The 26843-nt window shown below is 61.7% G+C and carries 28 protein-coding genes; 8 read left to right on the top strand and 20 right to left on the bottom strand.

Going from position 1 to position 26843, the window contains the following annotated elements; genetic code table 11:
- Nucleotides 1-16: 16 nt before the first annotated feature.
- From madM to FRT59_RS27245, 13 genes are all read right to left on the bottom strand, one after another.
- Nucleotides 17-781 carry a malonate transporter subunit MadM gene (gene madM / locus FRT59_RS12980; RefSeq protein ID WP_153871384.1) on the bottom strand — a complete coding sequence of 255 codons (765 nt, stop codon included), beginning with the start codon at nt 779-781 and terminating at the stop codon, nt 17-19.
- A gap of 5 nt (nt 782-786) precedes the next feature.
- Complete coding sequence (madL, locus tag FRT59_RS12975; protein ID WP_153871383.1) at nt 787-1179, bottom strand: malonate transporter subunit MadL; 393 nt, start codon at nt 1177-1179, stop codon at nt 787-789.
- A gap of 67 nt (nt 1180-1246) precedes the next feature.
- Nucleotides 1247-2146 carry a malonate decarboxylase subunit epsilon gene (mdcH, locus tag FRT59_RS12970; RefSeq protein WP_153871382.1) on the bottom strand — a complete coding sequence of 300 codons (900 nt, stop codon included), beginning with the start codon at nt 2144-2146 and terminating at the stop codon, nt 1247-1249.
- Nucleotides 2143-2739: a malonate decarboxylase holo-ACP synthase gene (locus FRT59_RS12965; protein ID WP_034116215.1), complete on the bottom strand. Its 597-nt coding sequence runs from the start codon at nt 2737-2739 to the stop codon at nt 2143-2145. Before FRT59_RS12965 ends, mdcH begins: the two co-directional genes overlap by 4 nt.
- Nucleotides 2733-3503 (bottom strand): biotin-independent malonate decarboxylase subunit gamma, encoded by a 771-nt coding sequence (gene mdcE / locus FRT59_RS12960; RefSeq protein ID WP_153871381.1) that lies wholly within the window; start codon nt 3501-3503, stop codon nt 2733-2735. Before mdcE ends, FRT59_RS12965 begins: the two co-directional genes overlap by 7 nt.
- The gene (locus FRT59_RS12955) at nt 3500-4342 is read right to left on the bottom strand and encodes a biotin-independent malonate decarboxylase subunit beta (RefSeq protein WP_153871380.1); all 843 of its coding nucleotides are present in this window, start codon (nt 4340-4342) and stop codon (nt 3500-3502) included. Before FRT59_RS12955 ends, mdcE begins: the two co-directional genes overlap by 4 nt.
- Entirely contained in the window at nt 4335-4634 is a 300-nt protein-coding gene (locus tag FRT59_RS12950) for a malonate decarboxylase subunit delta (protein ID WP_153837459.1), read from the bottom strand. The genes FRT59_RS12955 and FRT59_RS12950 overlap by 8 nt, the downstream gene beginning before the upstream one ends.
- A complete protein-coding gene (locus FRT59_RS12945) occupies nt 4634-5467 on the bottom strand; it encodes a triphosphoribosyl-dephospho-CoA synthase (protein ID WP_153871379.1) in 834 nt (277 codons plus the stop codon). Before FRT59_RS12945 ends, FRT59_RS12950 begins: the two co-directional genes overlap by 1 nt.
- Entirely contained in the window at nt 5468-7138 is a 1671-nt protein-coding gene (gene mdcA / locus FRT59_RS12940) for a malonate decarboxylase subunit alpha (RefSeq protein ID WP_153871378.1), read from the bottom strand.
- A gap of 252 nt (nt 7139-7390) precedes the next feature.
- Nucleotides 7391-7639, bottom strand: a complete 249-nt coding sequence (locus FRT59_RS12935; RefSeq protein WP_153871377.1) for a DUF6124 family protein — start codon at nt 7637-7639, stop codon at nt 7391-7393.
- Between the two features lie 198 nt (nt 7640-7837).
- Nucleotides 7838-8257 carry a hypothetical protein gene (locus tag FRT59_RS12930; protein WP_153871376.1) on the bottom strand — a complete coding sequence of 140 codons (420 nt, stop codon included), beginning with the start codon at nt 8255-8257 and terminating at the stop codon, nt 7838-7840.
- Nucleotides 8235-8390, bottom strand: coding sequence for a hypothetical protein (locus tag FRT59_RS27255; protein WP_325167989.1), 156 nt, complete (start codon nt 8388-8390; stop codon nt 8235-8237). Before FRT59_RS27255 ends, FRT59_RS12930 begins: the two co-directional genes overlap by 23 nt.
- Nucleotides 8391-9015: 625 nt before the next feature.
- Nucleotides 9016-9192 carry a DUF6124 family protein gene (locus tag FRT59_RS27245; protein ID WP_233094203.1) on the bottom strand — a complete coding sequence of 59 codons (177 nt, stop codon included), beginning with the start codon at nt 9190-9192 and terminating at the stop codon, nt 9016-9018.
- A gap of 498 nt (nt 9193-9690) precedes the next feature.
- Between FRT59_RS27245 and FRT59_RS12920 the strand changes: the two genes are divergently transcribed.
- Nucleotides 9691-9978 carry a HigA family addiction module antitoxin gene (locus FRT59_RS12920; protein WP_034116222.1) on the top strand — a complete coding sequence of 96 codons (288 nt, stop codon included), beginning with the start codon at nt 9691-9693 and terminating at the stop codon, nt 9976-9978.
- Between the two features lie 147 nt (nt 9979-10125).
- Here FRT59_RS12920 and FRT59_RS12915 read toward each other — a convergent pair whose 3' ends face one another.
- The 6 genes from FRT59_RS12915 to pilG all read right to left on the bottom strand — a co-directional run bounded on the left by FRT59_RS12915 (nt 10126) and on the right by pilG (nt 19899).
- A complete protein-coding gene (locus FRT59_RS12915; protein ID WP_034116223.1) occupies nt 10126-10581 on the bottom strand; it encodes a chemotaxis protein CheW in 456 nt (151 codons plus the stop codon).
- Entirely contained in the window at nt 10574-16387 is a 5814-nt protein-coding gene (locus FRT59_RS12910; protein WP_153871375.1) for an Hpt domain-containing protein, read from the bottom strand. Before FRT59_RS12910 ends, FRT59_RS12915 begins: the two co-directional genes overlap by 8 nt.
- A gap of 107 nt (nt 16388-16494) precedes the next feature.
- On the bottom strand, nt 16495-18546 hold the full coding sequence (locus FRT59_RS12905) for a methyl-accepting chemotaxis protein (RefSeq protein WP_034116225.1): 2052 nt from the start codon (nt 18544-18546) through the stop codon (nt 16495-16497).
- Nucleotides 18543-19067 carry a chemotaxis protein CheW gene (locus FRT59_RS12900; protein ID WP_034116226.1) on the bottom strand — a complete coding sequence of 175 codons (525 nt, stop codon included), beginning with the start codon at nt 19065-19067 and terminating at the stop codon, nt 18543-18545. Before FRT59_RS12900 ends, FRT59_RS12905 begins: the two co-directional genes overlap by 4 nt.
- 12 nt (nt 19068-19079) lie before the next feature.
- Nucleotides 19080-19445, bottom strand: coding sequence for a twitching motility response regulator PilH (gene pilH / locus FRT59_RS12895; protein ID WP_034116227.1), 366 nt, complete (start codon nt 19443-19445; stop codon nt 19080-19082).
- A gap of 46 nt (nt 19446-19491) precedes the next feature.
- Entirely contained in the window at nt 19492-19899 is a 408-nt protein-coding gene (gene pilG / locus FRT59_RS12890) for a twitching motility response regulator PilG (protein WP_034116228.1), read from the bottom strand.
- Nucleotides 19900-20138: 239 nt separating this feature from the next.
- Here pilG and gshB point away from each other — a divergent pair, with 239 nt between their 5' ends.
- From gshB to FRT59_RS12855, 7 genes are all read left to right on the top strand, one after another.
- Nucleotides 20139-21092 (top strand): glutathione synthase, encoded by a 954-nt coding sequence (gene gshB / locus FRT59_RS12885; protein ID WP_034116229.1) that lies wholly within the window; start codon nt 20139-20141, stop codon nt 21090-21092.
- A gap of 77 nt (nt 21093-21169) precedes the next feature.
- The gene (locus tag FRT59_RS12880; RefSeq protein WP_153837453.1) at nt 21170-22075 is read left to right on the top strand and encodes an energy transducer TonB; all 906 of its coding nucleotides are present in this window, start codon (nt 21170-21172) and stop codon (nt 22073-22075) included.
- Between the two features lie 86 nt (nt 22076-22161).
- Nucleotides 22162-22731: a YqgE/AlgH family protein gene (locus tag FRT59_RS12875; protein ID WP_017139445.1), complete on the top strand. Its 570-nt coding sequence runs from the start codon at nt 22162-22164 to the stop codon at nt 22729-22731.
- A complete protein-coding gene (gene ruvX / locus FRT59_RS12870; RefSeq protein ID WP_153871374.1) occupies nt 22731-23168 on the top strand; it encodes a Holliday junction resolvase RuvX in 438 nt (145 codons plus the stop codon). Before FRT59_RS12875 ends, ruvX begins: the two co-directional genes overlap by 1 nt.
- An 82-nt stretch (nt 23169-23250) precedes the next feature.
- Complete coding sequence (gene pyrR / locus FRT59_RS12865) at nt 23251-23757, top strand: bifunctional pyr operon transcriptional regulator/uracil phosphoribosyltransferase PyrR (protein ID WP_034116231.1); 507 nt, start codon at nt 23251-23253, stop codon at nt 23755-23757.
- A 24-nt stretch (nt 23758-23781) separates the two neighbouring features.
- A complete protein-coding gene (locus FRT59_RS12860) occupies nt 23782-24786 on the top strand; it encodes an aspartate carbamoyltransferase catalytic subunit (protein ID WP_034116232.1) in 1005 nt (334 codons plus the stop codon).
- Complete coding sequence (locus tag FRT59_RS12855; protein WP_198809669.1) at nt 24783-26054, top strand: dihydroorotase; 1272 nt, start codon at nt 24783-24785, stop codon at nt 26052-26054. The genes FRT59_RS12860 and FRT59_RS12855 overlap by 4 nt, the downstream gene beginning before the upstream one ends.
- Before the next feature lie 140 nt (nt 26055-26194).
- On the opposite strand, the gene FRT59_RS12850 is transcribed toward FRT59_RS12855, so the two are convergent.
- A complete protein-coding gene (locus FRT59_RS12850) occupies nt 26195-26623 on the bottom strand; it encodes a TM2 domain-containing protein (RefSeq protein ID WP_034116234.1) in 429 nt (142 codons plus the stop codon).
- Between the last annotated feature and the right edge of the window lie 220 nt (nt 26624-26843).

Here is a 26843-nt window from a genome sequence, read left to right as displayed (position 1 = left end):
ACTGAAAATCCTCAGGTCAGCCCACCAACCCCCTCATCACCAAAAACAACAACGATGGCCCCAGCAAACACCCCAGCGCCGTATAGAACGCCGCTGTCAAACACCCATACGGCACCAGCTTCGGATCAGTCGCCGCCAAGCCGCCCGCCACACCGCTGGAGGTGCCCATCAAGCCACCGAAGATCACCGCACTGCGCGGGTTGTTCAGCCCGATCAGCGGCGCCACGAACGGCGTCATCACCATTACCAGAATCGCCTTGATCAACCCCGCAGCAATGGACAGCGCCATCACCTCGGAACTGGCCCCAATCGCAGCGCCGGTCACCGGGCCAACGATATAGGTCACGGCCCCGGCGCCGATAGTGGTAAGGCTAACCGCATCGGTATAACCGAACGCCATCGCCACCCCAACCCCGGCAATAAACGACGAACCCACGCCAACAAACAGCGCCAGCACGCCAGCGTATCCGGCGCGCTTGAGCTCATCGACACTCACCCCAAACGCCGTGGCGACAATGGCGAAGTCGCGCAGCATCGCGCCGCCCAACAGGCCGATGCCTGACAACAGCGGAATATCCACCACACCCTTCGAGCCACCGGTAAAGGCCCCGCCTACATACGACAGCAGCAAGCCCAGCAGAATGGCGATAGCCGAGCCGTGCAGGCGGCCTTTGGTAAAGGTGTCGGAAATCCAATACGAGACCCACATGGTCAGGCCGATCACGGCAAAACCACTGATCAAGCCGTAGCCGGTGATCACTTTCATAATCGATTCGTACATGGCGATCACCTGGCTTCTTTGGTGGGAACAGCCGCCACAGGTTCGCGGTTACCGATACGCACCAGCACCGGTACCAGGGCAAATCCCAGTACCACTGCAACGGTCCCGGCCAGAATCGCCATGGGCCCGCCACTGATGGCGCCATACACGTTTTGCTGGGCAGCCATCGCCACCACAATCGGGATATACACTGCGGCCCAGAAACTCACACCCTGCTCCGACTTGCCGGTAAACAAGCCGCGCTTACCGAGGTAACTGCCCAGGCCGATCAACAGCAACATGGCGATACCCACCACGCCGACGTTGGCCGGGATACCCATCCATTTGCCCAGCAACTCACCGACAAACAGGCCAGCCAATGTGCACAGCGCCAGAAACGCCACACCGTAAATAATCATGGTTGTTATCCTCAAAGTGCTCGTTCGAAATTGTTGTTTTTGTGCTTCGAAAGCCTTGGGTGCTGCTTTATCGGTGGCGGCGCTCCTCCTCTTGCAGCAGGGCCTGCAAGGTATCCAGGCGTGCGCCTTCGCAGGCGATCACCGTGCCTTGTTCAAACACGCGGCGTGACAGGCTGGTGAGTACGGCGCCCGGGGGCAGTTCGATCTGCAGGCGCACACCGCGCTCGTAGGCACTTTGCACAGTGCCGCGCCAATCGACGACGCGGCACATGTTGAAGGCCAGGTCGTCGCGCAGTTGCTCGGGGTTATGGATGGGCCGCGCGCGGGTGCTGCTCAGGTAGGTGATACGCGGCGCCTTGAGCGGGACGAAAGCTTGGGCCAGGGCCTGGGCGGGTTGCTCCAGCAGCACGCAGTGGGACGGCACACTGACGGCCAGGCGCTTGGCGATGCCGTTGCCTTTGATGCGCTCGGCGACACGCTGCATCGCCTCGTTGCTGCCCGCGATGACGGTCTGGTTGTCGGCGTTGATATTGGCCAGATAAACCGGCGTTTGTGGGCTATGAATGTCGGCCAGCAAGGTTTCGACGGTGGATAACGGCGGGCCGATGATCGCGGTCATGCCGTAGCCGTGTGGGTAAGCGCTTTGCATCAGTTCGCCGCGCAGGCTGACGAGTTTGATTGCCTCGTCGAACGCCAATGCCCCCGCGATCACCGCCGCCGGGTAGGCGCCGATGGACAAGCCCGCCACGTAATCAGGCGTGTGGTGCAACTGGCGCGCATGGGCGACGCCAACGATCAGCAGGCACAGTTGCACAGCGCGGGTCGACTCAAGGGCCTGCGCCGTATCGAGTTGGCGAACGTCCTCGCCCAGCGCATCACTGGCTTGCTCCAACACATCAGCCGGCAATGCCTGGAGCATGCCTGGTCGTTGCGCGCCCTGCCCCGGAAAGACCAGAAGGCTACTCATACCACCGCCTGCCAAGGATCAAGCACAAGGTGCGCGCCGCCGGCGGCTTTCAACAGAACACGCCGTGATCCGCCAGCCCACTCACGCAAGGCGACGGCGCCAAAGGGAGTTTGCAGTTGCAGGTCCACGGCGCACGGAGCGCTGTCCACTATCGCCAGCAGACCCTCGGCATCGCCGCGTTCAAGCCGCTGAGGTGTGCGCAGGATCAAATCCAGGTCACTCTGCTCGTGCAGCGCTTGAATGCCGCTGGCCAACTCGAAACCCGCGCTGCCGGTGACGCCCCATGCCTTGTGTGCCAACACCGGCCGCAGTAGATCGAGCGCGCGCAACGCCGGTAGATTCCGAGGCGAGGTCACGCCGCACAGTGCCTCCGGTATGACTCGCCGTTGCACAGCGGCAATGGGCATCACCGCCGCAAAACGCTGCTCACGCAAACGTCCGCGTACACCCACTGCCACCTGGCCCCGCTCAGCGATGGCACGCCGCACCACCACCGGATGACCGGCACTGAGCGCATCCAGCACCCAGGCCGGAGCGTCAGCGGGCAGATGCGCCGAGGTCATGCCCCAGAGCAGGTCATGGGCGTTCACCATTGTTCCCGCAGCAGCTGGCGTACGTGGCTGGAGGCAGCGCGATGGGTCGCGCCGAGGCGGCCTTTTAAATCAGGCCCCGCGACATCGTTTATAGCCTGCATCAGGCAGTCGTTGACACGCACCACATCGTCCGGCGTCGGCTGTTCAATCTGGCTCACCGACAAGGTCTCCCAGAGCAAACCGAGGCTGGCATAGCTGTCGATGTCATAGGCCATTGGCGGCACGCTGGCGGCCAGGGATTCCAGCTCCTCGACGCTGCGCAACGTCACCCGTGCAGCCGAGGCCTTGCCCATGGCGTGCACCATCACGCCAGGGTCGCGCAGGGCGATCAGGCGATTGGCCTGGTAGCCGTGGGCGAGGAATGCGCCAGACATGGCCTTGCCCACCAGCAGCGCGATCACCGGATGGCCGGCCAGACGTGCGCGAGCGTAGCTGTCGGCGGCGGCGGCCAGGGCCTGGTGGATGCCCAGAGCCTCTTCACGACGGCCATAGGCTTGGCTGGGCACGTCGACGATGGCGATCAGCGGGCGTTTGTCACCCCTCGCGATGGCTTCATCAACAGCCTTGGCAAGCCCCCAACCTTCCAGCAAGCCAACTTCTCCATTGCGCGCACGCGGGAAGCGGTTATTGGGGTCGGTGACCACGGCGATAAAACGCACCGCCTGTTCACCCAAGACGCCGTCTGCGACTTTCAACGAGTCCGGCAACCCCTCCACGGGGGTCGCACCGGCGCTCAATGCGTTAAACCACTGCAACCCTCTCATGGGCGTTCTCCCTGATACAGAGCGCGAACCGTGGCCGGCTCGATTTGCGCGGTGGTGTCCAGTTCGGCCAGGCGCGCCAGGTAGAAATCAGCACGACGGCTGCGTTGTTGGTCGGGCGCTCCTTGCTGCAACAGCGTGCTGACGGTGTGCTGGATCTGCGCTACATCGTCCGCCACGTAACGGTCGGCCAAGCCGCTGTTGAAGCGTTGCTCACCGCCCGTAAGGCTCCAGATGAAAGGTCGGTCGCGAGAGTCGTATTCTTGCAGCCCGGCTTCCTGTTCAATCACCTGCGGGCCATTCAAGCCCACGCGAGCTTCGCGGGTGACGACCAGGTAACTGCAGAGCCCGGCTGCGATGGACATGCCTCCAAAACAGCCGACACTGCCTGCCACCACGCCGATCACCGGCTGGTACTGGCGCAGGTCGACAATCGCCGCATGAATATCGGCAATCGCGGCCAGGCCCAGGTTGGCTTCCTGCAAGCGCACGCCACCGGTTTCCAGCAGCAGCACGGCGCGGGTGGGGGTGCCGTTGCGGTTGTCTTCGGCGGCCAGTTCCAGGGCGCCCGCGATCTTCGCGCCGCCGACTTCACCGAGGCTGCCGCCCTGGAAATTACCTTCGATCGCGGCAACCACCACCGGCAACCCGGCGATACTGCCCTTGGCGATCACCACACCGTCATCGGCCTGGGGCACCACGCCTTGACGGCTGAGCCACGGCGACATGACGCGCTGGAATGGGTCGATCAGTTCACGGTAGGTACCGGCATCCAACAACGCCTTGGCGCGCTGCCGTGCACCGAGTTCGACAAAGCTGTGTTTGGCAAGCAAGTCAGTCATGGCCGATCTCCTCGAAGCCTTGCTCCAGGCGCAAACGCACCACACCGGGCGTGGCACCGAAATCGTGGATATCGATCTTCAACGCAGGCGGCGTCTGCTCTTGGAAGATGCGTTCAAACAGGTGCTGCCAGCGTTGCTCGGCGCCATTGACGGAGGTCTGCACCTGGATGGTCAGCGTGCCGGCCGTGCCGGGTTCCAGCAGTACTTCCAGATCGCCTGAGCCGACGCAACCCACCAGCGCACGACCTTTGCCGGGCTGCCCGGCGGGGAATTCAAAGGATAAGGTTTCCATCACAGCGCTCCGTCGAGGCGGTCGATAAACAGGCAGGCGGCCAACAGGTCGGCGGCTCCGCCGGGGGAGGCATTCAGGGCCAGCAGTTGGTTGTCCAGTTCGTGCAGTTGGCGACGACCGGCGAGGGTGGCGCTGCCACCGGCGTCGAGCACGGCTTGGGCGCCCTGTTGCATGGTGGTCAAGCCTTCGGTGCCGGCGCGGTAGAGCACGCAGGTGTCGGCTAGCTCGGTCATGATCGCGAGCAAGGCATCCAGGCGTGCGTTCTGCTCGCCGGCGTTTCGCTGGCGGCTTTTGTGCAGTTGCGGCAAGCCGCGTTGCATCACGGCGGGGAAGCCCAACTGCGCTTCTTCACGGGCACCACGTGCGCCGTAGCGTTGGGCCACCTGAGCGCCGTGACTCATGGGTTGCGGAGCGAAGCGGTCATTGAGCAGGGCCAGTTTGGCTGCATTCAGCGGTATCGCGCGAGGTTCCAGGGCGGCCGCTGCGGTCAGCAAACCGAGGGCCCAGATCGCGCCGCGATGAGTATTTACGCCGTTGGTGGTGATGAGCATCGCTTGCTCCCCTTCGCGGCCAATACGCCCCAGGGCTTCGCGCAAGGGCAAGCCGATTTCGCCGATTTCGAGCGCGGCCTCAGCCATTTCCTTGAACATCGGCCACAACGACAGCGCCGACGCGTGCATCAACCCCAGGTGCAAATCGCTATGGGCGCCGTTGCCGCGCCGATCCACCAAGGCGGGCTTGGGCGACAAATCCGCTTCGTCTATCAGCGCATCCACGGCCATATCCGCCAGGCGATCGGCGAGGCTCAATTCATGCAGTTTGAAAGCACGCATTTACCAGCTCCTGAATTTGGCAGGCGGGTTGTACAAGCCACCGGACCACTCCACCAGGTCGGCCACGCTCTTGGCGGCCAACAGCTCGCGGGTGGCGTCGGTGCGGCGGATGCCCAAATCTTCAGGCAAGGCAATCAAGCCTTCGCGGCGCATGCGTGCGGTGTCCTTGGGGTTATGGCGCAGGCCGATGGCGGTCACCCCGGCGACGGCGGCGATCATCGCCTGGCGCTCTTCCAGGGAACGCGCCTTGTACAGGTAGGCGATGCCTTCTTCGGTGAGCAAGTGGGTGACGTCGTCGCCGTAGATCATGATCGGCGCCAGGGGCATGCCGCTTTTGCGTGCGACGTCCACCGCGTCGAGGGTCTCGACAAAGGTCGGTTTGCCGCCTTCCTGGAAGGTCTCGACCATTTGCACTACGAGTTTTTTGCCGCGTTCAAGCAAGGCTTCTGGCGCATCGCCGTGGCGCATATCCAGCCAGGCAGGCGTGCCATGGCGGCGACCGCGTGGGTCGTGGCCCATGTTCGGTGCACCACCAAAACCGGCAAGGCGGCCACGGGTCACAGTGCTGGAATGCCCGTCACCATCGACTTGCAGGGTGGCGCCGATAAACAGGTCCACCGCGTACTGGCCGGCCAGTTGGCAGAACATCCGGTTGGAGCGCATCGAACCGTCGCGGCCAGTGAAGAACACATCCGGGCGTGCGGCGATGTAGTTCTCCATGCCCAGTTCGGTGCCGAAGCAATGCACGCTTTCCACCCAACCGCTTTCGATGGCCGGGATCAGCGTGGGGTGCGGATTGAGCGTCCAGTTGCGGCAGATCTTGCCCTTGAGCCCGAGGGATTCGCCATAGGTGGGCAGGATCAACTCGATGGCAGCGGTGTTGAAACCAATGCCGTGGTTGAGCGACTGCACATTGTGTTTTTCGTAGATGCCGCGGATCGCCATCATCGCCATCAGCACATGCACCGGCTTGATATGGCGCGGGTCGCGGGTGAACAGCGGTTCGATATAGAACGGCTTGTCGGCCACCACTACAAAATCCACCCAGCTCGCCGGGATGTCGACGCGGGGCAAGTCGGTGACGTCATCCACCAACTGGTTGACCTGCACGATGACGATGCCATCGCTGAACGCAGCGGGCTCGATCAGCGCCGGAGTGTCTTCGGTGCTGGCGCCGGTGTAGATATTGCCGGCGCGGTCGGCCATGAAGCCGGCCGAGAGCACCACGTTGGGGATCAGGTCCACCACCAGGCGCGCATAGAGTTCGATGTAAGTGTGGATCGCGCCGATTTCCAGCAGGCCGTCTTCAAGCAACTGGCTGATGCGCAGGGATTGAGTGCCGGCGAAGGAGAAATCCAGCTTGCGGGCGATGCCTTTTTCAAACAGGTCCAGGTGCTCAGCACGCCCGACACTGGGCATGATCATGTGCAAATCGTGGAGCTTGGCCGGGTCGGCCTTGGCCAGGGAGCGCGAGAGGAAGTCGGCCTGCTTCTGGTTGTTGCCCTCCAGCACCACACGGTCGCCGGGGAGGATCAGCGCTTCCAGGGCCTCGACGATCTTGTCACTGGGCAACACCGCCCCGTCTGCATATTTTTTGACCAGCCCGAGCCGCCGCTGCTTCTCGTCGCGCCGCCGCGTCCAGCGCGAGTCGGGGGTGATGGTTGTTGTCATGGTCGCTCCACGGGGTTTGCTGTCGTGGGGCTGTACCTTAGGAGTGAATTCGGGGGCCATCAATCAAGCTCAGCGACAGACCGTTACGCCTGGAGTAACGAAGATCAAAATGTGGGAGGGGGCTTGCTCCCGATAGCGGTGGGTCAGCCAGTAAATTTGTGGCTGATACACCGCTATCGGGAGCAAGCCCCCTCCCACACTCGCTCAGTGTTGTTTGTTGGATATCGGTCCCAAACAAGGACCGATCAGTCCCTATTTGGGACCGTTTGAAAATTCCGGCGAAGGGCTTATTTGCTCCAGCGCCCTATCGACCAACAACTGCCCCAACTCTGCCATTTGCTGAATTCCAAGCATGATGGCGCGCTGGGAAGTGTCCAGGTCAAAGGCCAGGTTGCAGGTGAGTGCGTTGAGGGAGGATAGGGTTTCGCTGGCGTTGACCAGCAGGGTTTCGGTGTTCTGGTGGGGGGTTACGGTGAAGAGGTTGGAAGATGACTTCGACATGATGCTCGGTTCCTAAAATGGATCAGTAAGGAACGCCTTTAGATCTAGGCGTTTTGTGCGCCTAAACAAATTTCTCGGACTTGCACGTCCGTGTCACCGTTTTTTGCGATGACGACGCGAAGACTAGCCGCCACGACTACCCACAACAAGTTCATGCGTAGCCCCACAGTTTGCAGGAAAAATCCGAGGACTCGCCCTTCATAACACCATCATCACCTTGACCTTCCCAAGGCCCTCCAGCGCATAACTGTGGTACTCATACACTTCTCCCTGAATAACCAGATGCAGGGCACCACCCTCATTATTTACTTGGACATCTGGCTCTTTTGTTTTGAGAAAAGGGTGTGCAGACACTAATGCGCTGAGTACTTCCTGATCACTTCCTAAATCCTCATGGACGTAATACCTGTAGGAAAACCCCACAGTCGCGCCACCTTGTCCATCTCGCGCACCATAGATCGACGTGCCGTTGCCCAAGGAATGCCTCAACACCACTTCATCCAGGTCCGGTGTTCCAGGCGACAGAATCCAACTGCCACCGATATAGATCAGGCAGCTCACAAGCAGGCAATTACGCAGAACAGGTATGAGGCGCTTAGTGGCCTTGCGAGATGGCATATTCAATACCTCTTCTTATCCAATATTGGTCTCGTGGGTCATCACCAAAAGGCTCACCGCGCCACCATGATCCAAAATCCGGGCGGGTAGTTTTGGCGACGGTTTGAGCCACACCGGCGGCTCGTAGCAACACATTTTCGGGAATGCCCAGCACCGTGCCCGTGGCACCGTAATTGAAGTTACCAAAGCTTCGTACTGACGCCCCTGCTTCTTGTAGTTCCAAGGGCCGGCCGCACGGACCTGAGAGTAAAACCAAGAATAGGCGAATGCCGAGCCGGGCTTGAGATGAATGCGTTTGGATTGGGATATCGCCATGTTTTCAAGAATTGAAACACCGGGCGGCATTAATGGTACGGCCATTTGCGAGTCCTTGCTGGCAGTGAGGAGCGCAGAAACTAGCCACTCCACTGCGGCCTGAAAACCCGCCTATTCCAAATTCAGAACTCGCCTACAGCAACTCCATCCTATTCCGACATATCGCCCAGTAATGGTTATCGATGCAAAGTGCCTGTGACTTATGGCAGGCCGAGCATCGGGAGCAGCCAGTGATTGAGCGGTTTGCGCGGGTTGATTGAGACCTGGAGATGAGCGCTGCTCAGCGTGGGAGCTGGCTTGCCTGCGATAGCGGTGGCTCAGCTGTAGATAGGTCGACTGACAGTCCGCCATCGCAGGCAAGCCAGCTCCCACATTTGCTCAGTGGAGCCTGTTAGATAGCGGTCCCAAACAGGGAACGATCAGTCCCTGTTTGGGACCGCTATCTAACAGGCTGGCGACGGACTGACTTGCTCCAGCGCTCTATCGACCAGCAACTGCCCCAACTCGGCCATTTGCTGAATCCCGAGCATGATGGCGCGCTGGGAAGTGTCCAGGTCAAAGGCCAGGTTGCAGGTGAGCGCGTTCAGGGAAGACAGGGTTTCGCTGGCGTTGACCAGCAGGGTTTCGGTGTTTTAGTGGGGGTTTACGGTGAAGAGAGGTGGATTGGGGGTAGGTTTGACCATGATTTACAGCTCCGATATGTGATGGAAGCTGCCCTCTTCCGCTTGCACGCGAATGAAGGTGGCAGCCGTGCGCAGGTGTGCAAGACCGGGCATATCGGACCCCGGCAGACCCCAAAGGATCTCCCACGCACAGCCGCCATAACGAGTACAGCAGGCATAAAAAATGCCCGTTGAATGGCTATGGGCGTTTGTGCGCCGACATGTAACCGGACTTGCACGTCCGTGTCACCGTTTTTTGCGATGACGGGACGAAGACTAGGCGCGCTGGCTGCACGCGACAAGCTCATGCGCGGCCCAAAATCTTGCAGGAAAAATCCGAAGCCTCTTGGGTCGAGGGGCGTACAGGAAATTTCATACGGCGTTTTGGGGTTGTTGCTCGGAACGGGCCCTTCTAGCCTTCGCGGTTGAATGCCCATCGCCGGAGGACGTACCAGCATGCCGATGTATAACCCACCTCATCCAGGTGAAATACTCCTTGAAGACGTTATCCCAGCACTAGGCATCACCCTTGCCCGAATGGCCCAGCACCTGCGAATACCCAGCGAGACTTTTTCAAGGATCTTGCATGGCCACGCCCCGGTCAGCCCGGATCTTGCCGTTCGGTTGGAGCGGGCGGGCGTGAGTAAAGCCCAGTTATGGTTGTCGATGCAAAGTGCCTACGATTTGTGGCAGGCCGAGCATCGGGAGCAACCGGTGATTGAGCGGTTTGCGCGGATTGATTGAGGTCTGGAGATGAACACAATTCAGTGTGGGAGCGGGCTTGCTCGCGAAAGCGGTATGTCAGCCATATATCAGTGACTGACCCACCGCTTTCGCGAGCAAGCCCGCTCCCACATTTGGATCTTCATAGGGATTTGAATAGGTGGGCAATCAAGCCAAGCCGGATTCAACTAAGAGCGCTTCGATGCCCATCAAATCCGGCACCTTCGCCACTTGTTCCCCCACCTGCACCGCCGCCAGCTCCAGCGGGCACAGCGGCACATCCACATAGCTCAATTCGCTATCAAGCTTGTACGAGCGCGGAATGCCTTGGATAACCAGCGCAATAAACTTCAACGTCGGCCTTCCACCCAAGGCATTCAACACTACGATCCGCGAACGTTCGCCGGTCACGCTGGCTTCACCGCACACGGCTTCAAAGCTGATCAAGGGGATCTGCCGATCGCGCCAGGTCACCTGGCGCAGGTACCACGGCGGTGCATCGCTGGCCGGTTCGCCGCGCTGGAAGTCGATCAGTTCGGCGATGGCGACGTTGGGCAGCACCAGGTGGCGGTCGGCCAGGGGCAGTAGCAGGCCGGTGAGTTGGCTGGTGCGGTGGTCAAGCATGGGACTTGCTCCAGTAGGCGATGCTTTCCAGCAGTACCGACTCTTGATACGGCTTGCCGAGGTAGTCGTTGACGCCAATGGCCATGGCGCGGTCGCGGTGTTTCTGGCCGGTGCGTGAGGTGATCATAATGATCGGCAAGCGCATCAGGCGTGGGTCGTTGCGTATCTGAATGGCCACTTCGAAGCCGTCCATGCGCGGCATTTCGATGTCGAGCAGCATCAGGTCCGGGGTGTGTTCTTCCAGGATGGCGAGGGCGTCGATGCCGTCCTTGGCGGTGAGCACGTTCATGCCGTTGCGCTCCAGCAGGCGGCTGGTGACTTTGCGTACGGTGACCGAGTCGTCCACCACCAGCACCAGCAGTGGGCGTTTTTTCAGTGGATCGTTGAGGATCAGCGGCGCATCCACCGCCTGGGCCGGCAAGGCCGGTTGCCGGGTGCGGATATGCGCCAGCAGGTCGATGATCAGCACCACATGGCCGTCGCCCAGGATGGTCGCGCCGGTCACGCCCTGCACCCCGGAGAACTGCGGCCCCAGGCCCTTGACCACAATCTCGCGGGTACCGGCCATGGCATCCACGTGCACCGCCACGCGGCGTTCATTGCAGTGCACCAGCAGCACTGGCACGGGCTGGTACTGGCCCAGCAGTTTCGGGCGGCTGGCGGTGTGCAGCAGGTCGCCCAGGTAGAACAACTCGTAGCGCTGGCCGGCGTATTCATAATGCGGCGGGTCTTGCTGATAGTGCCCCGCCAGTTCGTGGGGTAATACGCGCACCAAGCCTTCGATGGTGTTGAGCGGGATCGCGTATTGGTCGTCCGCGCATTGCACCATCAGCGCACGATTGACCGATACGGTAAACGGCAGGCGAATGCGAAAGTGCACACCCACGCCCGGGGTCGAATCGATCACCATCGAGCCACCGAGCTGGCGCACTTCTTCATGCACCACGTCCATGCCCACGCCACGCCCGGAAATCTGGGTGATCTTTTCTGCGGTGGAGAAGCCTGGCTGCAGGATGAACTGCAACACGTCACGGTCGCTGATCTCTTGATTGGGGGCGAGCAGGCCGCGCTTGATCGCCTTGCGCCGCACCGCTTCAAGGGGCACACCGGCGCCGTCGTCGCGCATGTCGAAAACGATATCGCCGCCTTCGTGGGTCAGGTCCAGAGTGATGCGGCCCCTCTCCGGCTTGCCTGCCTGCAACCGCACTTCGCGAGACTCCAGGCCGTGGTCGACGGCGTTGCGCAGCATATGCTCCAGGGGCGGCGCCATGCGTTCCAGCACGTTGCGGTCCATCTCGCCTTCGGCGTTGCCGACGATGAACTCCACATCCTTGCCCAACTCCTGCGCCACTTGCCGCACGATGCGCTTGAGGCGTGGCAGCACGCGCTCGAAAGGCACCATGCGCGTGCGCATCAGGCCCTCCTGCAACTCGGTGTTGATGCGCGCCTGTTGCTGCAAAAGGTCATGGGCATCCTGGTTGCGGCGCTCAAGGGTGTCCTTGAGGTCGAGCAGGTCGGAGGCCGATTCAGATAGCGCACGGGCCAACTGTTGCAGTTGCGAATGGCGGTCCATTTCCAGCGGGTCGAACTCTTCGTAGCCCAGGCGCTCGGCGTCGGCCTGCTGGCGGCTGAGGAGGCGGCCCTGGGTTTCGCTGTCGAGCCGGCGCAGTTGGTCGCGCATACGCTCGATGGTGGTTTGCACCTCATTCAATGCGATGCGTGCATCGTTGACCTGCTGCTCGATACGGCCACGGAAGATCGAGGTTTCGCCGGCCAGGTTGACCAGGTCGTCGAGCAAGTCGGCAGAGATTTTCACCATGTCGGCGGCGGGGTCGATCACTGCTTCGGCCTTACCCGCCGGCAACGCCACCGGCATGACCGGCTCATCACTGGGGTGCACCAGGCTCTTGATGCGTTCGATCAGTTTGTCCACCGAGCCAACGGGCAATCCATCCGCTACGGCGTCGATCATCTGCGCCAAACGGTCATGGCAACCTTGCAGCAACGCAAACAGCTCCTGGGTCGGCGCGAGCAAACCAGCAGACAGCCCCTCGTAAAGAAATTCCAGCTCATGGGCCAAATCGCCAATTGGCCCGATCTCGACCATGCGCGCCCCACCCTTGAGGGTGTGCAGGTCACGCAGCAGGGTTTCCACTTCCTGGCGATTGCCCGGCTCGGCTTGCCAACGCAGCAGCGCGCTGCCTGAGCTGTCGAGGATATCGGCGGCTTCTTCGAGAAAGATATCCAGCAATTCAGGGTCGGCACCCGAGGCCGGATCCACAGCAACCGGAGCTGCGGGTGTGTTGCTCTGGCGCAGCTCACGCAGCTTGGCGACCAGATCGGCAGCACCGCTCAAGGGTTGCTGGTGTTGCAGCTCTTCGAGTTGCAAGGCCAATCGTTCATGGCTGGCCATCAGTACCTGGGACAGCTCGGTGGAATAGCTATAGCGGCGGTCCACCAGGCCTTCATACAGGCATTCCAGCTCATGGGCCAAGTCGCCCACCGGGTCGATTTCGGCCATGCGCGCACCGCCCTTGAGGGTGTGCAGGTCCCGTTGCAACGAAGACAACGGCGCCGCGCTGTCGGGCTCCAACAGCCAGCGCTTGAGGGACTGCCCGGCGCTGTCGAGGATATCCACGGCTTCCTCAAGGAAGATCTCGACAATCTCGTCTTCCATTGCCGTTTGCTGATCCAACTGCGCAGTGGCGGCGCCCAACTCAGAGATACTCTGGGCGCGACTGCCGTCGCTTTTGATCAGGCCGGTAGCGGATGGGTCCAGTGCGTCATCCAACAACTCGCGCAGGGCCTGCACGCGTGCCGGCGCGGGGCTGATTTCCTGGCCGGCGGCCAGCTGGTCGAGCATATTGATCAGCGCTTCATGGGCCTGTTCGGCCTCATGGAAAAACCGTTCGCTGACCGCCAGGCTGCTTTCTTCCACCGCGCCATACAAGTCGAGCAAGGCCTCGCACAGCGCATCGATGGGGTGCAGGTCGGCGATGTGTGCACCCTCGCCCAAGGTGGTCAGTTCATCCAGCAACGCCGTGAGTTCCTGACGCTCGCCAGGGTGTTGCTGCCAACGGCGCAGCAGGCTTTCAGCGTCGAGCAGGATGTCCATGCCCTGGGCCAGGAAATTGGTGATCAGGTGTGGATCACGCTTGATGCGCAGGCCGGTACTGGGAGCGTCGAGCAGTGCTGCAAGCTGCTTATCCAGCAGGCTTTGGGTACGGCTGATCAGGTCGGCTGCGTCTTTGATCGGCACCAGTGGATCGCTGCCCAGGTCACGCAACCCGCGCTGGAACAGCCCTTGGGCTTCGAGCAGCAACTCCACTTCGTCCAGGTCCAGCGGCAGGCGGTGGGCCTTGTATTCACGGGTCAGGTGATCAAGCGGGCGGGCCAGTTCGGCAATGGGCAACACGCCGGCCATATACGCACTGCCCTTGAGCGTGTGCAGGGCGCGTTGCAGTTCATCCGTGACCTGCAGCGGCACATGCTCGGCGGCCAATTGCAGGAAGTGGTCGAGGCTGTCCAGGTGGCTCTGGGCTTCGTTACGGAAAATCTCCAGCAACATCGGGTCATGGGGTTCGGCAACCGACGCGTGTGTACCGCTGGCCAAGGCATGGGCACGGGCGGCCAGGGCGTCGACGTCATCGCGCTGGCGTTGGTCGTCGATGGCAAAATCGGCGATCAATTCTGGCAGCAGGGCAACGGCCTCATCGAGCACATGTTGCACCTCAGGGCCAAGGGTCACGCTGCGTTCCAGCACGCGGTTGAGCAGGTTTTCCACGGCCCAGGCCAGCTCGGCCACCACCAGCGCGCGCACCATGCGACCACTGCCCTTGAGGGTGTGGAAGGCGCGGCGCATTTCGCCCTGGGCGATTTTGTCCGCACTGTTGGGCAGGTAGCGATGCAGTACGCCGAGGACTTCATCGGTTTCCTCGAGGAAGACTTCGCGCAGCTCATCGTCAATCGGCGCTTCATCGGCTGGCGGCGGCAAGAGGCTGCCCGGACGCTGCAAGGCCGGAGGGTTGAGACGTGAGGTGGGGCTGGCCAGTGCATCGAATTGGGACTGGCTCGGTGCGGTCTCGGTGGACAGCGCGCCATCGGGCACAGCCAGGGCCTGGCGCCAGGGTTTTTCCGCCGGCAGGTAGCCCAGTGCGCTCAAGCTCTGGGTGGCCAGCTCCAGCACTTTTTCTCCTGGCGCGTCAGGATCTTGGAGCATGCGTTCGAGGTAGTACTCCAGGCTGCTGATCACATCGGCGAAATGCGCCAACTGCGCCTCGGAGGGCGCTGCGTCATTGACCATCAATTGCTCATCGACATAGTCGGTGCAACCACGCATCAGGCTCGCCGCCCGCGGCAAGGGAATCATCGCCAGGGCGCCGCGCACTTGGCTCAACAGCTCCGGCAGCGACTCCAGGCGCTGGCGGTCCCAGTGGGCCTCGATGCAGTCGATCACCAGTTCTTTGGCCTGCTTCAAGCACTGGCAGGACTCACGAATCACCAGTTGATGAATCTGCGTCAGGTCGGTGGTCGGCAGGCGACTCTCTTCGCGACTTTGCGGCTCGACGGTGCCGATCATCCCGGCCAACGTCGCTTCGACATAGAGCAACGCACCGGCCACATCCATCAACACCGCGTCACTGGGTTCGCGCTGCCCCTGGACCAGGCTCAGCACCACGGCGAGTTGGTCGATGATCACTTTGCGCGGTTGGCCGAAACCCAGTACGGCAAGGGTATCGGCGATTTGCCGCAGCGGCGCCAGCAATGCATCGAGGTCGTTGGTGTGTTGACGGTCACTGCGTACGAACAGATCGAGGCGCTCCTTGACCCGCACCAGCTCCTCACACAAGGCACCGAGCACCGAGCCCATGGCATTACGATCCGGCCCCGCCAACCGCGCACGCTCGGCATCGACCACGGCGCTGTCGGGCAAGGCTTCATCCAGGCCGTAGCGTTCTTTCAGGCTTTGCATGCGCGGCGTCGGTCGGGTGACTTTAGCAACGTAGAACAACAGGCTCTTGAGCAACTCATCCGGCGCTGGCTGGTTGATACCACCGATGCCCTGGACCAGCAGGCGCTTGAGCTGCTTGTCACTGGCCTTGAGCAGGCTGCGCAGCGCCGGGCTGTTGGCAATCACGCCGGTGAGCATGCCTTCGACCAAGGCCGAGGTGACCTGCCACAGCGGCAACAAAGGCGCACCCTGGCACAGCGCTTCGAGGCGTGCGAACACCCGCGCCATGTCTTCCAGGTTGCTCGGGCCGTGGTCCTCACGCAGCAATCCGGCGAGGGCTTGTTGCAGCAACTGGTGCCATTGATGCAACTGCTCATGCAAACCAGGCGTTGCCCGTTGGGCGAGGGCTTCGTCAGGCAGCGGTGCAATCGACAGCAGTTGCGGGCTGAACAGGCTGGTTTCCGACAGCAGGCTTTCACCCCGGGCGCTACGCAGGTCGTTGAGCAGCGGCAGCACCACCAGCGGCAAGTCGCGGCGGGCGCTGTGCACGCGGTCGAGGTACAGCGGCAATTGGCCAAGGGCCTGTTGCAGCAGGCGGATGCTCTCATCGCGCTGGCTGACACGACCGGCCTGGAGGGCCAGGGCCAGCTCTTCGATCTCCTCGGCCAGCAGCGCCGCGCCGTAGAACTCGACCATTTGCAGCGCGCCATGCACCTGGTGGATACCCGCCAGGCACTCGTCGAGGGCATCGCCGGTTTCAACGTATGCGTCCAGCGCCGAACGAGCCTGTTTCAGGGTTTCGGCAATGTCGTCCTTGACCCATTCGAGGGCCACGTAGTCGTGCCGATCAACCATAACTGCTCCGCTTAGAATTCATGGGTTGCGTGTGTTGCTCAGATCTCAAATCAAGAGGAGATCCAATGTGGGAGGGGGCTTGCTCCCTCCCACATTTTGATCGCATTTCAATCGTCCACCTGCTTGGCTGGAGGCAGGGTGAAACCCGACACCGACCTGCGCAACTGACTGGCCATCTTCGCCAGGTTACCAATGCTTTCGGCTGTTGCAGTGGAGCCCGACGACGTCTGCGTGGTGATCTGCTGGATGACATTCATGGTCAGGGAGATCTGCCCCGCCGACGACGTCTGTTGCTGCGCCGCGTTGGAGATACTCTGGATCAGCGCCGCCAGGGTTTTCGACACACCTTCGATCTCTTCCAGCGCCACGCCCGCGTCCTGAGCCAGGCGTGCGCCACGCACTACTTCGGTGGTGGTCTGCTCCATGGAAATCACCGCTTCATTGGTGTCGGCCTGGATCGCCCGTACCAGGGTTTCGATCTGCCGGGTGGCCGCCGACGAGCGCTCGGCCAGCCGTTGCACTTCATCGGCCACCACTGCAAAACCGCGCCCGGCATCTCCGGCCATGCTCGCCTGGATCGCCGCGTTAAGGGCGAGGATGTTGGTCTGGTCGGCAATGTCGTCGATCAGGCTGACGATGTCGCCAATCTCCTGGGACGACTCGCCCAGGCGCTTGATGCGCTTGGCAGTGTCCTGGATCTGCTCGCGAATGTTGTCCATGCCGTGGATGGTGTTGTGCACCACTTCGTTGCCCTTGTTGGCGATCTCCACCGAGCGCTCCGCCACCGCCGAGGACTCTGCAGCGTTGGCCGAAACCTGGTCGATAGATTGGGCCATCTGGTTGATCGCCGTGGACGCTTCGGCGATCTGCTGGGCTTGATGCTCCGACGCCTGGGCCAGGTGCATGGCGGTGGCCTGGGTGTCCTGCACCGCACCAGCGACTTGCCCGGCGGTGAGGTTGATGGTGGCGACCAGATCGCGCAGCTGGTCCACGGAATAGTTAATGGAGTCTGCGATGGTGCCGGTGAAATCTTCGGTGACCGAGGCCGTGACAGTGAGGTCGCCATCGGCCAGGTCTTCGATTTCATCCAGCAGGCGCATGATTGCGTTCTGGTTGCGCTCGTTCTTCTCGGCAGTTTCATACAGTTGGCGGTTGGTCTCACGCACCATGACCAGACCGATCAGGATGATCGAGGCCAGCGCCAGCAGGCCCAGCACATACCCGCCGATGGTATCGAAGCTGCGCCCGCTGGCGAGGTTTTCAAAACCGGTGGCCAGGTGCGAGGCTTCATCGAGCAGGGTTTGTGACAGATTGAAAATATGGCTCGCCGAGGCCCGCACCTGGAACAACTGCGGCGAGGTCTCGAGGATTTCATCCACGGAGCCGGAGACAAACTCGAACAGCTCGGCAATTTCCGCCAACCGCGCCCGCGCGTCATGGTCTTCGACCTGGGTGATGCGCAGCCCCGGGTTGCCGTTGAGCATGCCGTTGAGCACCACACCAAAACGGTTAGCGTCGCGACCAAAAGCATCGGCGGCCTGCACCGCGGTTTCATCCCCGGCAAGCACGGTGTTGACCGCCCCCAGGATACGTTCGGCCAGCAGCGACTGCCGCTGGGCCAAAGCTACCTGGCTGGCCGGGGCGCCACGTTGCAGCAGGATGTCGACGACCTTTTCCGATTCCAGCTGCAATTGCGGCACGGTTTCGGCCAGGGTCGCGGCCACTTGGTGCAGGGACAATACGGTCTGCTCGCTGGCGAGGATCGCGTCGGTGTTTTTCAGCAGCGCTTCCCAGTCGGTCTGCACCGCACGCATTTCGGCGCGCACCGCGCTGGGTGCGGCGGGCAGGCCGGTTTGCGGGTCGCCTTTTTTCAGGTAGCCCCAGCGCTGGGCAAAGTCGTTGCGCGCATCGCCCAGCAGCTTGAACGCGGCGGCTTTGCCGGCGGCGGCTTCGGTAGCGTTCTTGGCGATGCGCTGGGACAGCACGCGCAACTCACCGGCGTGGCCGATGTACTGTTTATCGTAGGTGGACTGGGTGTTGAGGTAAGCAAAGTTGGCGAACAGCAGCATGATGAACACGATCAAGGCGATAAACAGCACGATGATCTGCGAACGGCTGCGCGAGGCGGCCTGGGGTTTGGGCGTGGTAACGGTACTCATGCGGCGACATCCATGAAGCCAGGGGCCTGGGCCAGGGCGAAGGGGCTGAAGACTTGCCATTGCTGGTCGCCGTCGAACTGGCCCTGGATAAACGGCGCGCCGGAGGCGGTGCTCGCCATCCATGCGTCCAATGCGAAATGCTGCATGCCCACTACCTCGTCCACCAGCAGCCCGACAAACAGGTCGTTGAACTCCACCACCAATACGCGCCGTTGCTTGCGCGCCTTGGACAGCCCAAGGCCGAGGAAGCCACCCAGGTCCATGACTGGCAGCAAGCGCCCGCGCAGGTTGGCCACGCCCTTGACCCAGGGCTTGACCCCGGGCATCAGGGTGCAACGCGGCTCATGCAAGACTTCGGCGACTTCTCCCATGGGCGCCACGTACCCGTTTGGCCCCACACGGAAAGCAATGCCGCTCCAGCGTTGCAGGCGGGTTTCCTGGGACGGCAGATCGGCGGCCAGCAGGCGGCAGCGGCGGTCGATGTCCAGCAGCAGCTCGAAGGCGGTTTGCGACTCGGTCATGATCGCGAGCCTTTAGCCGGCCAGTACCTTGTTCAGGGTGGCAATCAGGGTCTCTTCGTCCACCGGTTTGGTCAGGTAGTCCTTGGCGCCCTGGCGAGTACCCCACACCTTGTCGGTTTCCTGATCTTTAGTGGTGATGATGATCACTGGGATGTGCTCGGTTTCCTTGTCTTTGGTCAGTTGGCGCGTGGCCTGGAACCCATTGAGGCCGGGCATCACAATGTCCATCAATACCGCGTCAGGTTTTTCCTGGCGGGCAAGCGCCACACCATCGCCGCCGTTGGCGGCCTTGAGAACTTCGTGACCATGCTTTTCCAGCATGCCGGTGAGTTTGTACATTTCAGTCGGCGAATCGTCGACGATCAGAACACGTGCCATGGTTTTCCCCACTACATTGGTCGGCGCCGGCCCTTGTGGGGTGGCGTCAGTGTGCTTGTTCTACTGCAGCGAAGGCAGGCACATAGGCCTTGATCGCACCCAGCAGTTCTTCCTTGCTGAAAGGCTTGGTCAAAAACTGATCGACACCCACGATACGTCCCTTGGCCTTGTCGAACAGGCCGTCCTTGGAGGACAGCATGATCACCGGGATCGACTTGAACGCCGGGTTGTTCTTCACCAGGGCGCAGGTCTGGTAGCCATCCAGGCGCGGCATCATGACGTCGACAAAGATAATGTGCGGGTGATGATCCACAATCCGCGCCAGGGCATCGAAACCGTCGATAGCCGTGATGACCTCGCACCCCATGTTCTTCAACAGAGTCTCGGCGGTGCGGCGGATCGTTTTCGAATCGTCGATCACCATCACCCTCAAGGCGTTGGAATGCTGTTCCATATCTGCTCTACCATCGCCACAGCGAATCGGTTTTCGGTGTGTACAGCCTGATGTTGCACAGGATGAACGCCGCAAGCCTTGGAATTCAAGGGCTGCTGCGTTGTGGCAGTCTTTTTAGCACAGTCTCCGGGCGCAATCTATCGAGGCACCCGCCCGGTGGTTTTTCCTTGACCCACAACAGCCGCAGCGCCACTCTGACGCCACTTTTATGCGCCCTAATTTGCTAGAGGAAATCCCCCATGAGCGTTCGCGTCGGCATTGTCATGGACCCTATCGCCAGCATTTCCTATAAAAAGGACAGTTCGCTGGCCATGCTCCTGGCCGCCCAGGCCCGCGGCTGGACTTTGTTCTATATGGAGCAGCGCGATCTTTACCAGGGTGACGGCGAGGCCCGCGCACGCATGCGCCCGCTGCAGGTGTTCGCCAACCCTGAGAAGTGGTTCGAGCTTTCGGACGAAATCGACAGCCCCCTGAGCGACCTCGACGTGATCCTGATGCGCAAGGACCCGCCGTTCGACATGGAATTTGTGTATTCCACCTATCTGCTGGAGCAGGCTGAACGCGCCGGCGTGCTGATCGTCAACAAGCCGCAGAGCCTGCGTGACTGCAATGAAAAGCTGTTCGCCACCCTGTTCCCGCAGTGCACGCCGCCGACCGTGGTCAGCCGCCGCGCCGATGTGCTGCGTGAGTTCGCCGCCAAGCATGGTGATGTGATCCTCAAGCCGCTGGACGGCATGGGCGGCACCTCGATCTTCCGTCACCGCGCCGGCGACCCGAACCTCTCGGTGATCCTCGAGACCCTGACCGCCCTGGGCACTCAGCAGATCATGGGGCAGGCCTACCTGCCGGCGATCAAGGACGGCGACAAGCGCATCCTGATGATCGACGGCGAGCCGGTGGATTACTGCCTGGCGCGCATCCCGGCAGCGGGCGAGACCCGTGGCAACCTGGCCGCCGGTGGTCGTGGTGAAGCACGGCCTTTGTCGGACAAGGATCGCTGGATCGCAGCTCAAGTCGGCCCGACCCTGCGGGAAAAAGGTCTGCTGTTTGTCGGATTAGACGTAATTGGTGAGCATCTCACTGAAATCAACGTCACCAGCCCGACCTGTATTCGCGAGATCGACAACGCATTTGGCACGAACATCGGCGAAATGCTGATGGCAGCCATTGAACGCAAGCTACAAGCCAAGTGACATAGAACAGCCGGACACTCACCAACATTGCGTTATCATGCGCCACCTGTGAAAAGCGCGATGTTGGTTTTCTTGTCATGACACTCCCGTCCGAACTGCCCCCCGAACTCTCCCACAGCGGCGTGCGCCCGGCTGATCGGCTCGGATTTACCCTGTTTCTCGCCGCGCTGGTTCACCTTGCATTGCTTCTTGGTGTGGGTTTCACCCTGGTGGAGCCCAAGCAGATCACCAAGACCCTGGAAATCACTCTCGCCACGTTCAAGAGCGAAAAGAAGCCCGAAAAGGCCGACTTTCTCGCCCAGGACAACCAGCAAGGCAGCGGCACCCTCGACAAGAAAGCGGTGCCCAAGACCACCGAAGTCGCGCCCTTCCACGACAACAAGGTCAATAAGGTCACTCCGCCGCCGGCGCCCAAGCCCGAGGTCAAGCAGGCTGCACCCAAGGCCGCCGTGACCACCGTTGCACCCAAGCCGCAAAAAGCCCCGACCCAACGCGAAAAAGCCAAGACCGAACCCAAGCCCGAGCCGGTGAAACCCGCACCTACCTTCGACAGTTCGACGCTGTCCGATGAAATTTCCAGCCTGGAAGCCGAACTGGCCCATGAACAACAGCTTTACGCCAAGCGCCCACGTATCTACCGCCTGAACGCCGCCTCGACCATGCGCGACAAAGGTGCCTGGTATAAGGACGAGTGGCGCAAGAAGGTCGAGCGCATCGGCAACCTCAACTACCCGGACGAAGCCCGGCGCCAGCAGATTTATGGCAACTTGCGCTTGCTGGTTTCGATCAACCGTGATGGTTCGCTGTATGAAGTGCAGGTGCTGGAGTCCTCCGGCCAACCGTTGCTGGACCAGGCCGCCCAGCGCATCGTGCGCCTGGCCGCGCCCTTTGCGCCGTTCAGCGGCGACTTGAACGACGTGGACCGCCTGGAAATCATCCGTACCTGGAAGTTTGCCAAGGGCGACCGGCTGTCCAGCAACTGACGCTGTGGCGAGTGCGCCTCGACCGACTGCCATTGAGGCTTAACTCCAGCTTGTCAGTTCGCCCCTCCAACGCCACACTAGCGGACATGAAAAATGTCAGCCCGACCTACCTCAAGCACCAATTCCTGATCGCCATGCCCCATATGGCCGACCCGAACTTTGCGCAGACCTTGACCTACATCGTCGAGCACACGGCCAATGGTGCCATGGGGTTGGTGGTCAACCGCCCGCAGGAGCTGAACCTGGCCGATATCCTCGAGCAATTGCGCCCGGAAATAGACCCACCGGCTCGTTGCCAGGGTGTGCCGATCTACATTGGCGGGCCGGTGCAGACTGATCGCGGCTTTGTGCTGCACCCCACCGGGCCGAAGTTCCAGGCCACGGTAGACCTTGAAGGCGTGTCACTGTCCACCTCCCAGGACGTGCTGTTCGCCATCGCCGACGGCGTTGGCCCTGAGCAAAGCGTGATCACCCTCGGTTACGCAGGTTGGGAAGCCGGGCAACTGGAGGCTGAACTGGCCAGTAATGCCTGGCTGACCTGCCCGTTCGATGCCGATATCCTGTTCAATACCGCCAGCGAACTGCGTCTGGAAGCGGCCGCGGCCAAGCTGCGCGTCAACCTCAGCCTGTTGACCAGCCAGGCGGGGCACGCCTGATGGCTTTGCGTCTGATCCTCGGTTTCGACTACGGCACCAAACAGATCGGCGTGGCGGTCGGCCAGGTCATCACCGGCCAGGCCCGCGAACTGTGCACCCTCAAGGCCCAGAACGGCGTGCCGGACTGGAACCAGGTCGAAGCCCTCATCAAAGAGTGGAAGCCCGATGCGGTGGTGGTCGGCCTGCCCCTGAATATGGACGGCACGCCCAGCGACATGTGCCTGCGCGCCGAAAAGTTCGCCCGCCGCCTCAATGGCCGTTACAACCTGCCGTTCTATACCCACGACGAGCGCCTCACCACCTTTGAAGCCAAAGGTGAGCGTCGCGACCGTGGCGGGCAGAAAGGCAGCTACCGCGACAACCCCGTGGACGCCATCGCCGCCGCCTTGCTGTTGCAGGGTTGGCTGGATGAAAACGCCGCTTTATTTGAATCCTGACTGACGCGGCTTGCCGCGTCTTTTTACGTTTGAGCCCGGACCTTGCCGCTACCCCACCGAGCAAGGCCTAGAAGGAGCATCCATGAGCCTGCCCAATCCCGCCGAACTGATCAGCCAGATGGCGATTCGCCTCAAGGCGCACCTGGAACACCGCGCCATCAGCGAGCCGCGTTTTATCGGCATCCGCACCGGCGGTGTGTGGGTGGCCCAGGCCTTGTTGGAAGAGATGGGCAGCGATTCGCCCCTGGGTACGCTGGACGTGTCCTTCTACCGCGACGACTTCAGCCAGAACGGCCTGCACCCGCAAGTGCGCCCGTCGGCCCTGCCGTTCGAGATCGAAGGTCAGCACCTGGTGTTGATCGACGACGTGCTGATGAGCGGCCGCACGATCCGCGCCGCCCTGAACGAGCTGTTCGACTACGGCCGCCCGGCCAGCGTGACCCTGGTGTGCCTGCTGGATCTGGACGCCGGCGAATTGCCGATCAGCCCGGACGTGGTCGGCGCTACCCTGTCGCTTTGTGCCCAGCAGCGGGTAAAATTGTCCGGTCCCACGCCGCTCGAACTCGAACTGCAAGACCTTGCCCTTTAAACCGCCTTGTACAGAGTCCCCGCGATGACGCCTCTAGATGCCAAGCGCCCGCTGCAGCTCAATGCTCAGGGCCAGTTGCAACACTTCTTGTCCCTCGACGGTTTGCCCCGCGAACTGCTCACCGAAATCCTCGACACCGCCGACTCGTTCCTCGAAGTCGGTGGCCGGGCGGTGAAGAAGGTCCCGCTGTTGCGCGGCAAAACCATTTGCAATGTGTTCTTCGAGAACTCCACCCGTACCCGCACCACCTTTGAACTGGCGGCCCAACGGCTGTCGGCCGACGTGATCACGCTGAACGTGTCCACCTCGTCGGCGAGCAAGGGCGAGACCCTGCTCGACACCCTGCGCAACCTGGAAGCCATGGCGGCCGACATGTTCGTGGTACGCCACGGCGACTCCGGCGCCGCGCACTTCATTGCCGAGCACGTGTGCCCGAACGTAGCGATCATCAACGGCGGCGACGGCCGTCACGCCCACCCGACCCAGGGCATGCTCGATATGCTCACCATCCGTCGGCACAAGGGCAGCTTTGAAAACCTCTCGGTGGCCATCGTCGGCGACATCCTGCACTCGCGGGTGGCACGCTCGAACATGCTGGCCCTGAAGGCCCTGGGTTGCCCGGATATTCGCGTGATTGCACCGAAGACCCTGCTGCCCATCGGTATCGAACAGTACGGCGTGAAGGTCTATACCGACATGACCGAAGGCCTCAAGGATGTGGACGTGGTGATCATGCTGCGCCTGCAACGCGAGCGCATGGCCGGTGGCCTGTTGCCGAGCGAAGGCGAGTTCTACCGCCTGTTCGGCCTGACCACCGCCCGCCTGGCCGGGGCCAAACCGGATGCCATCGTGATGCACCCGGGGCCGATCAACCGCGGCGTGGAAATTGAGTCGGCGGTGGCCGACGGCCCGCAGTCGGTGATCTTGAACCAAGTGACCTACGGCATCGCCGTGCGCATGGCCGTGCTGTCCATGGCCATGAGCGGGCAAACCGCGCAACGTCAATTCGAGCAGGAGCAGGCCCAGTGAAGCTCAGCATTCTCGGCGCCCGAGTCATCGATCCAGCCAGTGGCCTGGACCAAGTTACCGATCTACATCTGGACGCCGGCAAAATTATCGCCATTGGCGCCGCGCCTGCAGGCTTCAGCGCCGTCGAGAGCATCGACGCCAAGGGCCTGGTGGCCGCACCTGGGCTGGTGGACCTGAACGTCGCCCTGCGCGAACCGGGCTACAGCCGCAAAGGCAACATCAACAGCGAAACCCAAGCCGCTGCGGCCGGTGGCGTGACCAGCCTGTGCTGCCCGCCGAATACCAAACCGGTGCTGGACACGTCGGCTGTGACCGAACTGATCCTCGACCGCGCCCGCGAAGCCGGCAATTGCAAGGTATTCCCTATCGGCGCCCTGAGCAAAGGCCTGGATGGTGAACAACTCGCCGAGCTGATCGCCCTGCGCGACGCAGGTTGCGTGGCCTTCGGCAATGGTCTGGAGAGTTTCCGCAGCACGCGCACCCTGTGCCGCGCCCTGGAATACGCGGCCACCTTCGACTTGACGGTGATCTTCCACTCCCAGGACCGCGACCTGGCCGAAGGCGGCCTGGCCCATGAAGGCGCGGTGGCCAGCTTCCTCGGCCTGCCGGGCATTCCGGAAACCGCCGAAACCGTGGCCCTGGCCCGTGACCTGCTGCTGGTGGAGCAAAGCGGTGTGCGCGCGCACTTCAGCCAACTGACCAGCGCCCGTGGCGTGGCCCTGATCGCCCAGGCCCAGGCCCGTGGCTTGCCGGTGACGGCCGACGTGGCGCTGTACCAACTGATCCTGACGGATGAAGCCTTGATCGACTTCTCCAGTCTGTATCACGTGCAGCCGCCCCTGCGCACCAAGGCCGACCGCGACGGTTTGCGGGCGGCGGTGAAGTCGGGTGTGGTGTCGGCGATTTCCAGCCATCACCAGCCTCACGAGCGAGACGCCAAGCTGGCGCCGTTTGGTGCGACCGAGCCGGGTATCAGCAGTGTGCAGCTGTTGCTGCCATTGGCGATGACGTTGGTGGAGGACGGCTTGCTCGACCTGCCGACGCTATTGGCGCGCCTGAGCGCCGGCCCGGCCGAGGCCTTGCGCCTGCCAGCGGGCAAGCTGGCGGTAGGTTCGCCGGCGGACCTGGTGCTGTTCGACCTGGGAAGCTCGACGGTTGCCGGGGAGCACTGGTTGTCCAAGGGCGAAAACTGCCCGTTCATCGGCCACAGCCTGCCGGCGACGGTGCGGTACACCTTGATGGATGGGCGGATCAGCTACCAGGCTTAAGACAGATCTGAAGTGGGCATAGTAAATGTGGGAGGGGGCTTGCTCCCGATAGCGGTGGATCAGTCAGCTTATCTGTAGCTGACCCACTGCAATCGGGAGCAAGCCCCCTCCCACATTTGGTTCTCTATATGGCCGAAAGATCAGCGCCCGGCATTGCGCTCGGCGTTACGAATCGAAATCTGCGTATTCAGCGTCCAGAAGTCATACAGCACCCCAAGCAGGAACAAACCACCGGTCAGCAGGTAGATCAGGCCGGTGATCCATTTGCCCTGGTACATACGGTGCACACCGAACATACCCAGGAATGCCAACAGAATCCACGCGACGTTGTATTCGATGGGCCCGGCGGTAAACCGCAAGTCGGCCTCACGGTCCATGGCCGGGATCAGGAACAAGTCGATCAGCCAACCAATGCCCAGCAAGCCGAAGGTGAAAAACCAGATCGTGCCGGTCACGGGTTTGCCGTAATAAAAGCGATGCGCCCCGGTGAAACCGAAAATCCACAGCAGGTAACCGATCACCTTGCTATGGGTATCTTGCTGCTGGCCAACCTGTTGATAGGTGTTCATGGAGTACCTCTTTTGCTTCGATAGATAAATTTTTTCATTTTCTTTGTGACTTTTTTACAGGCGCCCGACGTACGGCAAATGGTATCTTTCTGCCCTCAAAGCCTTATGCCACCTGACTTGTGTAGGACAATTGCGGCAATTCGTCGCGTTTTTCCTAAGTTTGACCCCAAGGTTCAGTCGACAAACGGCCTCAGAACGACACAAAAAGCTGTTATAAAGT

It is taken from the genome of Pseudomonas haemolytica (assembly GCF_009659625.1).
GTDB lineage: Bacteria > Pseudomonadota > Gammaproteobacteria > Pseudomonadales > Pseudomonadaceae > Aquipseudomonas > Aquipseudomonas haemolytica.
Note: the sequence above shows the minus strand (reverse complement) of the source record. Positions and strands in the feature narration are given on the sequence as shown.